Source organism: Dehalobacter sp. TBBPA1 (assembly GCF_040931655.1).
In the GTDB taxonomy this organism is placed as follows: domain Bacteria; phylum Bacillota; class Desulfitobacteriia; order Desulfitobacteriales; family Syntrophobotulaceae; genus Dehalobacter; species Dehalobacter restrictus.
The window spans coordinates 468,609-482,615 of the sequence record NZ_CP162385.1 but is presented as its reverse complement, the minus strand read 5'-3'; the positions used below and the strand labels follow the sequence as shown (position 1 = coordinate 482,615).

At 46.5% G+C, this 14,007-nt stretch carries 14 protein-coding genes; 1 reads left to right on the top strand and 13 read right to left on the bottom strand.

Annotation, left to right across the window (positions count from 1 at the left end):
• Positions 1-55: 55 nt before the first annotated feature.
• Positions 56-937, top strand: coding sequence for an AmmeMemoRadiSam system protein B (gene amrB, locus AB3489_RS02420; RefSeq protein ID WP_368293824.1), 882 nt, complete (start codon positions 56-58; stop codon positions 935-937).
• 100 nt (positions 938-1,037) lie between these two features.
• On the opposite strand, the gene AB3489_RS02415 is transcribed toward amrB, so the two are convergent.
• The 13 genes from AB3489_RS02415 to rplM all read right to left on the bottom strand — a co-directional run bounded on the left by AB3489_RS02415 (position 1,038) and on the right by rplM (position 13,965).
• The gene (locus tag AB3489_RS02415; protein WP_368293823.1) at positions 1,038-2,261 is read right to left on the bottom strand and encodes an aspartate aminotransferase family protein; all 1,224 of its coding nucleotides are present in this window, start codon (positions 2,259-2,261) and stop codon (positions 1,038-1,040) included.
• Between the two features lie 60 nt (positions 2,262-2,321).
• Complete coding sequence (argB, locus tag AB3489_RS02410) at positions 2,322-3,224, bottom strand: acetylglutamate kinase (RefSeq protein WP_368293822.1); 903 nt, start codon at positions 3,222-3,224, stop codon at positions 2,322-2,324.
• 118 nt (positions 3,225-3,342) lie between these two features.
• Positions 3,343-4,590: a bifunctional glutamate N-acetyltransferase/amino-acid acetyltransferase ArgJ gene (gene argJ / locus AB3489_RS02405; protein ID WP_368293821.1), complete on the bottom strand. Its 1,248-nt coding sequence runs from the start codon at positions 4,588-4,590 to the stop codon at positions 3,343-3,345.
• A 67-nt stretch (positions 4,591-4,657) separates the two neighbouring features.
• Positions 4,658-5,686 (bottom strand): N-acetyl-gamma-glutamyl-phosphate reductase, encoded by a 1,029-nt coding sequence (gene argC, locus AB3489_RS02400; RefSeq protein WP_368293820.1) that lies wholly within the window; start codon positions 5,684-5,686, stop codon positions 4,658-4,660.
• A 251-nt stretch (positions 5,687-5,937) separates the two neighbouring features.
• Positions 5,938-6,612, bottom strand: coding sequence for a L,D-transpeptidase (locus AB3489_RS02395; protein ID WP_368293819.1), 675 nt, complete (start codon positions 6,610-6,612; stop codon positions 5,938-5,940).
• Between the two features lie 49 nt (positions 6,613-6,661).
• Positions 6,662-7,360, bottom strand: coding sequence for a response regulator transcription factor (locus AB3489_RS02390; protein ID WP_368293818.1), 699 nt, complete (start codon positions 7,358-7,360; stop codon positions 6,662-6,664).
• A gap of 54 nt (positions 7,361-7,414) precedes the next feature.
• Positions 7,415-8,863, bottom strand: a complete 1,449-nt coding sequence (locus AB3489_RS02385) for an ATP-binding protein (protein WP_368293817.1) — start codon at positions 8,861-8,863, stop codon at positions 7,415-7,417.
• A 52-nt stretch (positions 8,864-8,915) separates the two neighbouring features.
• Positions 8,916-9,668, bottom strand: coding sequence for an ABC transporter permease (locus AB3489_RS02380; RefSeq protein WP_368293816.1), 753 nt, complete (start codon positions 9,666-9,668; stop codon positions 8,916-8,918).
• Entirely contained in the window at positions 9,655-10,380 is a 726-nt protein-coding gene (locus tag AB3489_RS02375) for an ABC transporter ATP-binding protein (protein ID WP_368293815.1), read from the bottom strand. The genes AB3489_RS02380 and AB3489_RS02375 overlap by 14 nt, the downstream gene beginning before the upstream one ends.
• Positions 10,381-10,509: 129 nt before the next feature.
• On the bottom strand, positions 10,510-11,763 hold the full coding sequence (locus AB3489_RS02370; protein ID WP_368293814.1) for a hypothetical protein: 1,254 nt from the start codon (positions 11,761-11,763) through the stop codon (positions 10,510-10,512).
• 294 nt (positions 11,764-12,057) lie between these two features.
• Positions 12,058-12,837: an N-acetylmuramoyl-L-alanine amidase gene (locus AB3489_RS02365; protein WP_368293813.1), complete on the bottom strand. Its 780-nt coding sequence runs from the start codon at positions 12,835-12,837 to the stop codon at positions 12,058-12,060.
• Between the two features lie 279 nt (positions 12,838-13,116).
• Entirely contained in the window at positions 13,117-13,512 is a 396-nt protein-coding gene (gene rpsI, locus AB3489_RS02360) for a 30S ribosomal protein S9 (RefSeq protein WP_015043912.1), read from the bottom strand.
• An 18-nt stretch (positions 13,513-13,530) separates the two neighbouring features.
• Positions 13,531-13,965, bottom strand: a complete 435-nt coding sequence (gene rplM, locus AB3489_RS02355) for a 50S ribosomal protein L13 (RefSeq protein ID WP_015043913.1) — start codon at positions 13,963-13,965, stop codon at positions 13,531-13,533.
• Positions 13,966-14,007 lie beyond the last annotated feature (42 nt).

The following is a 14,007-nucleotide window of genomic DNA, read 5'->3' as shown; positions in this document are numbered from 1 at the left end:
GGCATGACCTATTACGAATATTCGCTGCTTCGTTTTATGTAAAACCTTCTTAAGCATGACTGTCCTACTATTATTATGCTTTTCTTTCTTACTCCTGTCCGGATGCGGCGGAACAAGCCTAACGGAAAAATCCTCCGGCGAAGGCGGCGGGATATCCGTTTCCTCCCATCCCGGTTTTATCACCCGGGAGGAATTAAATGCTATCCTGGCGGACCAGCCTGCTGTACCATCAACGGTCGATAAAAGAATCGTAAGTGCCGTGATGCCTCATCATCTGACAGCCGCCCGCCTCATTAATGATCTGATGCAAATACTTGCCGCGCAGGAGCCAGGCCTAATCATCCTGGTGGGCCCAAACCATCTTAACAAAGGGAACCGAATCATTACAGGCCTGGCTAACTGGGAGACTCCTGAAGGCCTTGTCGAAACGGATCAGCCGACCGTCAACCTTCTGCTTAAAAACAACCTAGCAAGCAGAGATGAGGAAACCCTCTCTTTGGAACATTCCATTGGATCCCTGGCACCGCTTCTTAAGCATTATCTTCCCAAAGCAAAGATTGTACCGCTCATTCTGCATCATGATGTCACCCTTCAGGAAGTCAATACGCTGCTTGCCGGATTAGAGCCCTGTCTGAATGAACATACGGTCCTGATCTCCTCGGTTGACTTTTCGCATTATCTGACCCGGGTCGAGGCCCAAGGCAAAGACCGCGAAACCTTGAAATATATGCAGGAATTCAATTATCCTGCCCTCTTCAGGCTGGGCAATGATTACCTGGATTCCCCCGCATCACTCACTGCATCTTTCCGGCTGGCTGAGAAACAAGGAATTCGGGCTTTTCACGTTTTGGGCAACACAAATTCCGGTATACTTCTGCAAAACGATATGACTCAGACAACCAGCTATTTTACGCTAGTGTTCTACGCTGATATCTGAAAATCATAAAAGGGGGGCGTAACGGCACTCTGATAGAGTTTGGCTACGCCCTCCCTTTTTATTCATTTTAATCTGTTGGTTATTATTATCTTATCTGTTCTTACTTTACGTTAAAGCTCCTTTGAAAGGCCTGCTCCAGAATCTCCATTGCCTTGTCAATTTCGTCAAATGTGACTGTAAGCGGCGGTAGGAAACGCAGGGTCTTGCCGCCGACGCAGTTGATTAGCAATCCGTTTGCACAGCAGTTGTTGACAATCTCAGGGCCGTTTTCTTCAACAGGCAGGCCGACCATCAGCCCGAGTCCCCTGACCTTACCGGGCAAATCAAATTTTTCAGCTAACTTCTGCAGCTTATCCTGGAAATAATACCCCTTGTTCTCAATCCCGGTCAGAAAATCTTCCCGAGTCATGATCTCCATTACTTTGCAGCCGACAGCCGAAACCAGGTGGTTGCCTCCGAAAGTCGAAGCATGGTCTCCCGGCTGGAAAGAAGCTGCTGCGTTGTCTGTTGCTAGCATCGCGCCAATCGGCACACCATTACCCAGCGCTTTGGCCAGCGTCAGGATATCCGGCTTTACGCCGGACCACTCGTAGGCAAACAGTTTCCCGGTCCTGCCCAGCCCACACTGGACTTCGTCAAAGATCAGCAGCGCCCCGTACTTGTCGCATAATTCTCTGGCTTTTTGCAGAAACTCACGCGAAACGGGGTGCACGCCGCCTTCCCCTTGCACAGGTTCGATCATTACAGCCGCACTCTTCTCATTGATAACCCCTTCCAGTCCGCTCAAATCATTCAGCGTGGTATAGGAGAATCCTTCCGGCAGTGGCTCATATCCCTTCTGGTACTTGGCCTGGCCTGTGGCAGTTATCGTTGCCAGCGTCCTGCCATGGAATGAATTCTTCAGGGATACGATCTGAATTTTTTCAGCCCCAAAATGTTCCTTGGCATACTTCCTCGCCAGTTTGATGGCAGCTTCGTTGGCCTCCGCTCCGCTGTTGCAGAAGAATACTTTATCCGCAAACGAATTGTCCGTCAGCATCTTCGCGAGTTTGACCTGCCCAGGGATCCAGTACAGATTGGAGGTATGCAGGATCTCTCCGGCCTGTTCGCAGATGGTTTCCACGATCTCCGGATTGGCATGTCCAAGTGAGGTTACAGCCAGCCCCGCGACAAAATCCAGATATTGCTTGCCGTCACTGTCCCAGACCAGCGATCCAGATCCTTTGACTAACGCCATTGGCAAGCGGCCGTACGTATTCATGACATTTTCTTTGCCCATCGCGATCATTTGTTCCGTATTTAGCTCTATATTCATATCGACCATCGACCTTTCTTGCTATTAATAGACTTACACTATAATACGATTTATTGAATTATTTCCCGTTTATTTTATCATCGTCCCGATCCCGCCGTCAGTAAACAACTCCAGCAAAATCGCATGCGGCTGTCTGCCGTCCAGGATATGAACGGTACCTGTTCCCTGTTCCAGCGCATTTACTGCACATTCTACTTTCGGTATCATTCCGCCTTTAAAGATCCCTTCCGTCATCATTGCCGGTACATCTTCCTTCGGGATAACAGAAATAAGAGACTCCGGATCATTGATATCTTTCATAATTCCCTTAACATCGGTCAAAAGCAGGAATTTGTCAGCTTTTAAGGATCCGGCGATGGTTCCGGCAGCCGTATCGGCATTTACATTATAGCTTTCCCCATCATCTCCACCGGCCAGCGGTGAAATAATCGGAATATATCCCTGATCCAAAAGGCTGGTAATGATCCCCGGTGTAACCCTCTTGATCTCACCGACATACCCAAGATCGATTTCCTCAACCAATCCTCGTTCATTTGCCAATTGCATCGGTTTCTTCTCGGCGACGAGCAGTTTAGCATCCTGGCCGTTCAGCCCTACTGCCTTTCCGCCAAAGCTGTTTAGCATCGAAACAATCTCCGTGTTCAGCTTTCCGACCAGGACCATCGCTGCAATTTCCATAGTCTCTTTATCCGTAACCCTTAAGCCCCGCACAAACGTGCTTTCTTTACCGACACGCTTCAGCATCGTATTGATTTCCGGTCCTCCGCCGTGAACAATAACCGGACGGATACCAACCGTATGCAGCAACAGGATATCGAGCATGACTTTTTCTTTAAGCTCCTGATCAATCATGGCATGCCCGCCGTATTTGATCACAACGGTAGACCCAGAGAACTTCTGAATATACGGCAAGGCTTCGATCAGAATATTGGCCTTATCCAGATTGCTGATCTTCACACTGAAATCTTCCATTTTGATGCGCCTCCTTTACTCCTCTTCATAAGGTGTCTCAAAAAACTCAAGTGTTTTAAACAGATAATTACCGGAACTAACATTTATATTTAATAGTCACTCAATTACGCTGGCATTATTACGTCCGGTAATCAGCGTTGATGTCAATATACTTATGTGTAAGATCACAACCCCAGGCCACAGCCTGTTCTTTTCCGTCACCCAGAACGACGTCGACCTTAATATCTGCATTCTTCAGCAAAACCGAAGCTTCCGTCTCGGAAAATGGCAGGCCCTGTCCGTGTGCAGCGACCTGCAGTCCATTCAGGTAGATATCCGCTTTATTCGGATCAAAGCTGGCTCTGGAGTATCCCGCTGCAGCCAGGATCCTTCCCCAGTTGGCATCTTCGCCATACATAGCCGATTTCACCAAATTAGAGGAACAGACACTGCGGGCAATCATTCTAGCTGCTTCCAATGATGCGGCCCCTGCAACTTTCACTTCCAGGAACTTGCTGGCCCCTTCGCCGTCTCTTGCAATCGCTTTGGCCATCGTACAGCAGGCTTCCCGGACCATGGCAGAAAAATCCTCCCATTCCTGACCTTCCGGCGCAACTCCCGATAATCCGTTGGCTAAGATCACGACCATATCGTTCGTACTGGTATCTCCATCCACGGTCACCATATTAAAGCTTTCATCCGTTTCTGCCTTCAGCAGCCCTTTCAGCTTATCCTGCGCAACCTGCGCATCCGTCGTGATAAAACACAGCATCGTTCCCATATTAGGGTGGATCATACCCGAGCCTTTAGCCATGATGCCAAGTTTTATCGTTCCCTGGGCACACTGCAGTTCAAAAGCAAGTTCTTTGCAAACCGTGTCTGTGGTCATAATAGCCAACGCCGCCTGGTGAGCGTATTCAGTTTTTTCACTTTCGGAGACTTTTCCCTTAAGTGCCTGAACTTCCTTTGCTGCGAGCCTGATTCCTGGGATGACTTTAGCCAGTGGCAGTTCCTGCCCGATTACCCCTGTAGACGATACCAGAATATCTTCCGGAGCAAAGGCGAGCTCTGCTGCGGTCACCCTGGCCATCTCCAAGGCAGCGTTTTCTCCAATCTCGCCCATACAGGCATTGGCATTGCCGCTGTTGACAATAACAGCCTGCGCTTTGCCGTCTGCAAGATGTTTCTCGGTGAGTACCAGTGGGTGGGCCTTCACGACATTACGCGTGAACATCCCTGCCGCAGTGGCCGGGATCTCAGATAAGATCAGCGCCAGATCGTATTTATCTTGATATTTGATTCCTGCTTTGACCCCGCAGGCATAAAATCCGAGCGGCGCGGAAATCCCGCCATTTATTTCTTGCCAAGGATATAATTTATCCGTCATTTTTATTCCTCCTTCGATTTTTTCTGTCTCTAGATGTTTGGGGACAAATGAAACGCCCACTTATCTCCTATGGCCAGAGCGCAGTGGTTTGAAGGCCCATCGTTTCCGGCAGCTCAAACAGGATGTTCATATTCTGGATGGCCTGGCCGGATGCTCCTTTGACCAAATTGTCAATCACGGAAACCAGGACGACCCTGCAGGTCCGCTGGTCATATCTTAGCTGAAGGAATGCGTGGTTGCTCCCATACGTATATTTCGTTTGGGGCCACTCTTTCTCCGGCAGCACATGAATAAACGGTTCTTTCTCGTAAGCTTGCTGCCAGCAATCCCGCAGTTCCTGCTCCGTTATTCCACTCTTGACAGTTGCATAAACGGTAACCAGTATGCCTCGGGTCATTGGCACGAGATGCGGGGTAAAACTAATCATGACTTTCGCATCCGCTGCCCCGCTTAGCTGCTGCTCGATCTCCGGTGTGTGGCGATGCACACCAACACCGTAAGCTTTAAAATTCTCATTTACTTCGGAATAATGAAGGTTCTGGACAATCCCGCGGCCTGCTCCTGAGACACCTGACTTGGCATCGATGATGATGCCGGTTGGATCAAGCAGTCTTGTCCGGAGTAGCGGCACCAGTGCTAGCTGGGATGCTGTGGGATAACAGCCCGGATTCGCCACAAGGGCTTTCCCCGCAATTTCATTTCTGTATAGTTCAGGTAGTCCGTAGACAGCCTCTGGCAGCAGAGCTGGATCAGCATGCTTAACCTTATACCAATTTTCATACTCCTGGGCGTCTTTAAGTCTGAAGTCGGCTCCAAGATCCACAATTTTTATGCCGCGTTCCATCAATTCCCTGGCTCTGGCCGCTGCTATACCATGCGGCAGTGCCATAAACATCACGTTGACATCAGGTATCTCCTCTGCCTCCAGCACGTTTTCCAGACTTTCCTGAAGGTGAGGGCAAATATCTGAAATACGCTTTCCCGCAGATGTAGAAGAGCCTAAATACGCCAGCGTGACCTCCGGATGGTTATTTAATAAACGAAGCAATTCCTGCCCTGTATAGCCGGTTGCTCCAAGAATCCCAACTTTAATCATCTATATCCCTCCTGTAACGGTAATGCAGCGTTTAGTTTATTTAATAATTATACACACGGACGAATAATTATTCAATACTTAAGCCATTTATTTTTACTTTTCTCCAATACTTCTTTTAAATTATTCTGATCAAGTTATCTAAAGTTTATCTTACTATACATTCCGTCTTTTTCCAAAAAAAATACTCTCCGTTATGCGAAAAGTATTTTCCATGAGACCTTACAACACGTCTTTAGGCATCATTAATAACATTAATGAATATGCACCTTCGTTCCCTGCGGAATGTTGTCATAAATCCATTTGGCGTTTTCCACTTCGAGCCTGATACAGCCATGAGAAGCCGGTGTGCCAAGTTTAGCCGCTTCTTCGGCAATCATTTTTTTCTGTTCATCCATCGGGACGGAATGGAAAAGGTATACACCCCAGTCTTTGAAAGAGACCCAGTATTTGGCGCCCTGCTGGTATTTTTCCGAGAAAAACCATTCGCCACGGTTTTGAATTTCAAAATCCCCCAGCGGAGTCAAATTATTGACGCCTGTCGACGCTGTAAATTGTTTGATTTCAGAATCCCGATAATAGATCCGGACAATTTGTTCGGTCACATCAACATCAATCCGGTAGTGGCTTTGCTGTGTTTCCTGAGAGTTGGCCGTTTCCTGCTGTCTATTCGCGGATTCCTGCTGTTGTACTTCAGCATTCTGATTGTTTTCTGTACCCTGGTTATTCCCACCGCTGTTTTCAGCCGTTCCATTCTGTTGGTTATGATAAGAAGTCTGGTTATCTTGCGGGGTTGTCTGGTCCTGATTAGAATTGTACCGAGAAAACACACTGACTACTTCAGATCCGCCCAGAAAGCTCATTAACCCGGCAACAATAAATAATATAACTACCGTGGCAATTGCGATTTTAGATTGTTTTCTTTTCAAAATGATCTTCTTCCTTTGCTGCGTAATGGGTTCATTTCTGATGTTCTAATTAAACCCTGAACCGATAGCCCGCTCCCCAGACCGTTTCGATATATTGCGGGTTGGAAGGGTCGCTTTCAATTTTATCGCGCAGCCGGGCGATATGAACCGTGACCGTAGCGGAATCACCGAGTGCCTCAAGTCCCCAGACCTTTTCGAATAATTCGTCTCTGCCGAATACCCGGTTGGGATGCTTGGCCAGATATAAAAGCAGCTCAAATTCTTTCTGGGCGAGATTTGCTTCCCGGTTATGGATATAGACCCTGCGGGCTTCTTTCTCGATCCTGAGTCCACGGATCACAACAGCGTTGTTGCTTATCTGCTTTTCGCTGAATTTCTTCTTCAGTTTTTCATAATTCTGCAGATGAGCTTTGACCCTGGCGACAAGTTCACCGGGGCTGAAGGGTTTCGTGATATAATCATCCGCTCCGAGATTAAAGCCTTTGATTTTGTCGATTTCCTCTTTTTTAGCAGATACCAAAATCACAGGGACCTCTTTTTCATCTCTTAGACTGCGCAGAATCTCCAGACCATCCAGACCCGGAAGCATGATATCAAGGATTAGAAGATCATAGCCGTTTTCCTGGAACTGCTTCAGACCGGCAAAACCATCCGCACAAATGTCGGCTGCAAAACCTTCCACTTCCAGGTAATCTTGTTGCAGTTCCGCAATATTCAGATCATCTTCAATAATCAGAATTTTTTTCATAACAGTCCTCGTTTTGGATGGTTTTCTTCATGTAGATTTAGAATTGACGGGGTACTAGTCTTTAAGATAGGCCAGTGAAATCAGAATACTCATTCCTTCCTTGCCGTGGGACATTGCCCAGATAATACCCTGATGCCCCTCAACGACCTGTTTGGCAATCGCAAGTCCGAGGCCGCTTCCCTCAATCCCTGTTCTGGCCTGATCGGAACGGTAAAACCGGTCAAAAATATACGGCAGATCCTTTTCACTGACTCCACACCCATTGTCCTGAAACTCCATAATAATACTGGAAGGAGTCTCCCTGAGCAGAACCCTTATCACTGCCTCATCTTTGTCCATATACTTACGGGAGTTATCCAGAATGTTCATTACAATTCTTTTCATTCGTTCCCGATCAAGAAAAACGCAGCGCTTTTGGGTCAGGTCACTGAACATTTCCGTGTGTATTCTATTGTTTTCGAGTTCAGGTTCACTTTCCAGCAAACAGCTTCTAATAAATTCCTGAACATCGGTCCTTTCAAAATTAAACGGAATCTGGTTTAGATCAAGTTTGGCGTAGAGCAGCAAATCATCAATCATCTTATCAACCTGCTCAGCCTTTACATAGATGGTTTTTAAATATTTCTCCGTTTTTTCCGGGGTATTTGCGACACCATCCAAAATACCTTCAACATAACCCTTAATCGACGTAACGGGAGTCTTTAAATCATGGGATATGCTGGATATCAGCATTTTTCTGTTGTCTTCATATTTCAGCTGGGTATGGATCGATTCCTTGAGCTTAAGGCGCATAAGCTCGAGGTCCCGGCACAATGCTTCAATCTCCCGGTCACCTTCTTCGGCAATCTGGCAGTCCAGGTTGCCGGTCCGAATCTCACCTGCAGCATGCTGCAGATGATTCAGAGGCTGCAAAACCGCCCGCGAAAACTGATAGGAGATCAGGATGTTCGTAACAATGAACGAGCAGAGGAACGTCAGGCCGATCACAATGAGAAATTGAATCAGGCCATTAGCTGCCTGATCCGGCGGAACGAGCAACAGCACGGTTCCTCCGGCGGTATCTGCCGGATCCTGTTCAATAATTTGAACCGTAAAGGGCTGACTGCCGATCACAACGGTTTCTTTGCCAGGCTTGTTTTGTCCTGCTTCCAGAGCCTTTGCCAACTCAATTTTGCCAATTCCCGTTGCATCCAGCGAGGTATAGATCATGCTTTCATCCTTCAGGACGATCAGTTCGCCTCCGATTTCGGCTATTTTTTGGCGCAACAGCCGCTGAAACTTTTCATCAGCAATCGCGTCGGGGCTCTCCTGCTGGATCAGTCTTTCTGTATCCATCAGTGCTGCTTCAATCTTAGAGGCCCGCTGGTAGCTTTCCCAGGAATATATATTGCCATATAGTTTGCTGTATATAAACAGATACGCTATGGCGACCAGTGCTGTAATCAGCACCGGAATCGCCACGGTAGCTGCATTTGCTGCAATTAAACGCTTCTTAAGATTCATTGCCGGTCCTCTTATTCAGTCATTTAGCATCATTTTAAGCAAATTCTGAGATCTAGAACTCTTTTTTATCAAACAAATAAAACCCCGCTGCAAAAAACATCAGTGCGTAGCCAAGCATCAGACAAAACTCCCGTCCAATCTTCGCCAGCGGCAAAGAATTGGCCAGCCACAAATTGTACCAGTCGAGCTGTGTGGTAATCAACAGGCTTGCGTACTCGGAAAAGAAAATACCAAAAGCCTTGATGGCCAGAAAAGCAATAATTGCAACAAAAAATACTGACGTGCCGCTCTTTAGAATATTGGCCAAAAACACAATCCCTAGGGCCAATGTAAACAGCGGAAACAGGCTGATCACATAAACGAGCACGGTTCTCGCTACAGCGGTAATCGTAGCGGAATTGGCATTAAACAGAAAACCGGCCAGCATGGAGAAGACCATTAAGATCAGCAGGTTGGCCAGAATAAAGACTGCAATAGCCGTGACTTTGGCCGTATAGATTTTTAGCCTGCTGACCGGCCTGGTCAGCGTGACGCGCATCAGGTTATGGGAGAACTCCCCGGAAAAACAGTCAATGGCAATGAGCGCTGTAAACAGCGGCAGAATCGTATTGACGACGACCGACAAAACCAGTACGGGAAATTCTACGCTGCCGGCACCTCTTACGCCAAAGCCGCTTCTGACACCAACGACGGCCAGCTGCCCCAGTACAATCACAACCAGTGAAATAATCAGCGCAACCAGGGCTTTTTTCTTTTTGTACAGCTTTTCAATTTCATTGATCAAAGCAGCTTTATACACGGCCATTACGTTCCACCTCACTGACAAAGTAATTCTCCAACGTGGCGTAATTTTGCAGAATCTTTTCCGTGCTGTCCACATTGAGCATCTTTCCATTGACGATGACCCCGATCCTGCTGCAGGTAAGTTCGACATCATGGATCAGATGGCTTGAAATAAAAAAGGTGGTTCCTTCCTGTTCAGCCATCTGCTTAATGAGATTACGGACATCGATCATCCCCTCGACATCGAGTCCGTTCAACGGCTCATCCAGGATCAAAACTTTGGGCCTGGCCAGAATAGCTGCAGCTAAGCCCAAGCGCTGCTTCATGCCCAGGGAAAACTTCCTAGGTTTTTCCTGTTTGTATTTGATCATACCGGTAAGCTCCAGAACCTCGTCAATTCTGCGGTCATCGACTCCCTGATAAAACCGGGCACGCTGCCTTAAGTTCTCATAAGCGGTCAAAAACGGATAAGAGTCAGCAATTTCAATAATACAGCCAACTTCCGCCATGGCCTTCTCGTACGATTCGGTAATACTATGCCCGAAAATCCTGACGTCACCGCGGTCCGGCCGGATCAACCCAGTCATGATCTTCATTGCCGTTGTTTTTCCTGCACCGTTTGGCCCAAGAAAACCAAAAATATCCCCCTGATCAATTTCCAGATTGATATCGTCAATGCCCCGGCCATTTTTATACAGTTTGGTCAGGCTGCATATTTCAATCACTTTTTCCATTTAATTGCCCCCATTGCGCACTGCAAGGAGCCTGCCGAGATACCCCGGCAGCTCCAATTTTAAGCTATTTGCTATTTGCTATTTGTTATTCGTTTTGTTATTCGTTATCTGTCATCTAACAGCATCTGTTCATTCCAGGACAGGCGAGAAGACGGAATCGTAAGACCCATTAGACATGTTCAAGTTGAAATACACCTTGGCATTTGCTTCATCCAGATAGATACTTCCGGACCGGTTCGATCCATCATTATCTCTGAATTCAAACATGGCATCCGATTTTGCCTGATTGGAAGTTGTGGCGTCAAACGTAAAGGCCAAGGCATTCTGAGCATACGTTTCAAAGCCTTCTCTGAATTCCTCGGAATATTTTCCGGCAATATTTGCGCTCTCAACATGGGCGATTTGCAGAATACGCTCGCCAATCTTGATAAATTTACCGTCTTGCTCAATGATAATATCGTTTTTAAATGTCCCGATAAATTTTTCAGGATTGGAGATCTGAGGTCCGACACTGTTTCTTTCTGTTGTTCTCTGAACTTCTTTGCCGCTAAGATCCGGCTTCTGAACAACCGTTTCGTTGATATCCGTCAATTTTACAAGCGTTTCCATCGTAATTTCATGGACCTGTTCCTGTGCGTCCTTCCCGGATAATATCACTGTCGCCAGAATATAATCCATGAGACCGTCCGAATTAACTGTGGCCGACCCTTCAATTTGTTTCACATAGATATCCTGCGTTAGTACAGGGATTCTGGCACTATAGCTGTTTTGTCCCGAAAAAGCCTGTTTGACCTGAAGGGAAGCCACCGCGTTGACTAAAGCCGGAATCTGTACTTCAGACAGGGAACCCGAAAGCCCTTTGCTGCCATCGGCATTTTCCTGAACAACCACATGGTCCTTCAAACTGCCGACAACCGCATCCACAATCTTTTCAACATCTTCCGCTTCATCCTGTTTAAAAGGATTGTCAAATACATCCATTTCACGCTCCTGGGTATATTCGGTATAGTAATAAGCTTCATTGCTGGTGCCGATATCCGTGCCATTGATCCAGGTATTCTTATCCGTATAGTAATAAGAATCGGAAACCTTTCCGTCCTGACTCAGACTGTGGGAGCTGTCTTCGGTCGCACCATTCAGCCGGTCAAACTTTTTCACATCGTTCTGGGAACTGATGATTTCACCGTTATACTTTATGGCAAATGAATAATCCAGGGTAAAATTGTTAAATTTCTCTGAACAGCTCGCGGCGCTTTGCTTCAAGCCGTCCTTAAGCGTATCATAGCCGCTCTTGCTGACAATGTCCGCCAGTGCAGTCGTCGCAAACAACAGAATCCCGACAGTAAAGACTAACGGCAGCGCCGCTTTTTTAGATATTCTCATCTTCACTTACTCCTTTTCAAATATTGGAAAGCTTCCTGATCTTATTTTACTCCCAATATCTTGAATATCTGTAAACAGAATCTAAACAATTTATAAACAATGCTTCTGGGCAAAATAGACAATTCTTCTTTTTAGTTTTTTACTCTTTTTTACTCTTTGAAATTAATTTGAAATGGCGTTAAGCACGAGTCTTTGAAAGGTCAGGTGCGTTGCAGCTTCCAAAGCGATTATCTGATATATTCGGGATTAATTGCGTATCTTCCTTTATTTATTGCTAGGATGGTAATTTCAAAATTAATCGGCTGCCGCCACCGGCTGTTCTTTGGCCAGATAATTGCCCACTCCTTCGAAAATAGCCATGGCCAGCTGCTGCTGATAAGCACTTTCGTTTAATTTCTTTTCTTCCTCCGGATTGGACAGGAACCCGACTTCAATTGTCACGGCCACCATATCCGTATTCTTGAGGATAAAATAGCTTTGGTTTGCCTTTGCTTCCCGTTTTTTTGTTCCGACTTTATTCAAACTTTGCTGGATACTTTCAGCCAGCAGTTTTCCTCCATCGGATTCCGGATGATAAAACACTTGCGGGCCATGCTGTCTTTGATCGGAAAAACTATTGGCATGAATACTCAGATATATTTTAGCCTGGGATTCCATAGCGGTCTGAATCCGGTAGGCCAAGTCCTCTCTTTTGCGTTGAAGCAAGCTTAAAGAAGTCCCAAAATCCCGGTCCTGCTCCCTTAGCATCACAACTTTGCTTCCGGCCTGGGTGAAAAGTACCTGCAGCCTTTTAGAAACTTCTAGATTCACATCCTTCTCCAGGGTTTTATTGACACCAACAGCCCCAGGGTCAACCCCGCCATGACCGGCATCGATCGAAATGGTTACTCCGCCAAGTATCCAGCTCCATCCGGGAACATCCTTGGCGGTATGCACTGCTGTTTTCTGGCTGAGAAAAATACCGGTTACGGCCAGAAGAATGAGAATGCTTGATGCCAGTATAATCTTTGGTCTTGGCATTATCTGTCCGTGCATCAGTCCACTGATCCGTGAATAATTCAGGTGTTTGGCCATGGTTTTCCCCCTCTCACCTATATCTATGGTGAAGGGCAGTGAATTATTCAAAAGGGAATGATTTCAGCGACCTTTGATCGGATAAGGTTTGCCTGTCTGCATGCAGTGATTTTGTTTTGCCAATCACTTCACCTGTTTTCAACATAATACCCGCATTTTTATGGTCAAAATGATATCAGCAATTTTTTTATTCAATTAATAAAGTATAGAAAGGTAAAAAATGAGAAAAAGAGAAAAATCCCCCAACCTTTAGTTGAGGGATTCGCTGTTTCTTGGATATTAACGTTTCGAGAATTGAGGCGCTTTGCGGGCCTTTTTGAGTCCGTATTTGCGGCGCTCTTTCATACGCGGGTCACGGGTAAGAAAACCTGCGCGTTTTAAAGCCGGACGAAGACTTTCATCTGCTTTAAGCAAAGCTCTGGCAATACCCATTCTGAGGGCACCGGCCTGGCCGGTTGTACCGCCGCCGTGAACTCTGGCAATTAAATCGTATTTCCCTAAAGTTTCAGTAACTTCTAAGGGCTGCTGAACAATCATCTCTAAAGTTTTCTTGCCGAAGTATTCACTTAGGTCTCTGTCGTTAATCGTATATTTTCCGTTACCGGCCAGAAGTCTGACCCGGGCAACTGCATTTTTCCTTCTGCCTGTGCCTTGATACTGAAGCTGTGCTGACATGCTTTTACCTCCTTCCAACTATTTCATATTCCATACTTCTGCTTTTTGGGCCTGATGCGGATGTTCCGGTCCCGAGTATACTTTAAGTTTCTTATACATCTGTGCACCAAGTTTGTTGTGAGGAAGCATTCCTTTTACAGCATGTTCCATAGCTTTTTCGGGGGCTTTGCTCATCAGCACTCGGTAGGTCATTTCTTTCAGTCCGCCTGGATAACCGGTGTGCCAGCGATACATTTTCTTATCCAGTTTATTGCCGGTAATCAATGTTTTATCTGCATTGACGATAATGACAAAATCACCTGTGTCAACGTTCGGGGTAAATATCGGCTTATGTTTTCCTCTGAGTAAGCGGGCGGCTTCAGCTGCCACTCTTCCCAAAGAAACACCGGCTGCGTCAATGACTAACCATTTACGGTCCACCTCATGGGCTTTCGCAAATTGCGTGGTGGTCATGTTGGTTCCCTCCATTTTTAATCGCGTCCATCATGTTCTCAT

Bases quoted from the DNA above. Each gene is read 5' to 3' on its own strand.
- AB3489_RS02390 (WP_368293818.1), bottom strand. From the start codon at position 7,360: ATGAAAAAAATTCTGATTATTGAAGATGATCTGAATATTGCGGAACTG.
- AB3489_RS02375 (WP_368293815.1), bottom strand. From the start codon at position 10,380: ATGGAAAAAGTGATTGAAATATGCAGCCTGACCAAACTGTATAAAAAT.
- AB3489_RS02385 (WP_368293817.1), bottom strand. From the start codon at position 8,863: ATGAATCTTAAGAAGCGTTTAATTGCAGCAAATGCAGCTACCGTGGCG.
- rpsI (WP_015043912.1), bottom strand. From the start codon at position 13,512: ATGTCAGCACAGCTTCAGTATCAAGGCACAGGCAGAAGGAAAAATGCA.
- amrB (WP_368293824.1), top strand. From the start codon at position 56: ATGACTGTCCTACTATTATTATGCTTTTCTTTCTTACTCCTGTCCGGA.
- argJ (WP_368293821.1), bottom strand. From the start codon at position 4,590: ATGACGGATAAATTATATCCTTGGCAAGAAATAAATGGCGGGATTTCC.
- AB3489_RS02370 (WP_368293814.1), bottom strand. From the start codon at position 11,763: ATGAGAATATCTAAAAAAGCGGCGCTGCCGTTAGTCTTTACTGTCGGG.
- argB (WP_368293822.1), bottom strand. From the start codon at position 3,224: ATGGAAGATTTCAGTGTGAAGATCAGCAATCTGGATAAGGCCAATATT.
- AB3489_RS02415 (WP_368293823.1), bottom strand. From the start codon at position 2,261: ATGGTCGATATGAATATAGAGCTAAATACGGAACAAATGATCGCGATG.
- AB3489_RS02380 (WP_368293816.1), bottom strand. From the start codon at position 9,668: ATGGCCGTGTATAAAGCTGCTTTGATCAATGAAATTGAAAAGCTGTAC.
- argC (WP_368293820.1), bottom strand. From the start codon at position 5,686: ATGATTAAAGTTGGGATTCTTGGAGCAACCGGCTATACAGGGCAGGAA.
- AB3489_RS02365 (WP_368293813.1), bottom strand. From the start codon at position 12,837: ATGGCCAAACACCTGAATTATTCACGGATCAGTGGACTGATGCACGGA.
- rplM (WP_015043913.1), bottom strand. From the start codon at position 13,965: ATGACCACCACGCAATTTGCGAAAGCCCATGAGGTGGACCGTAAATGG.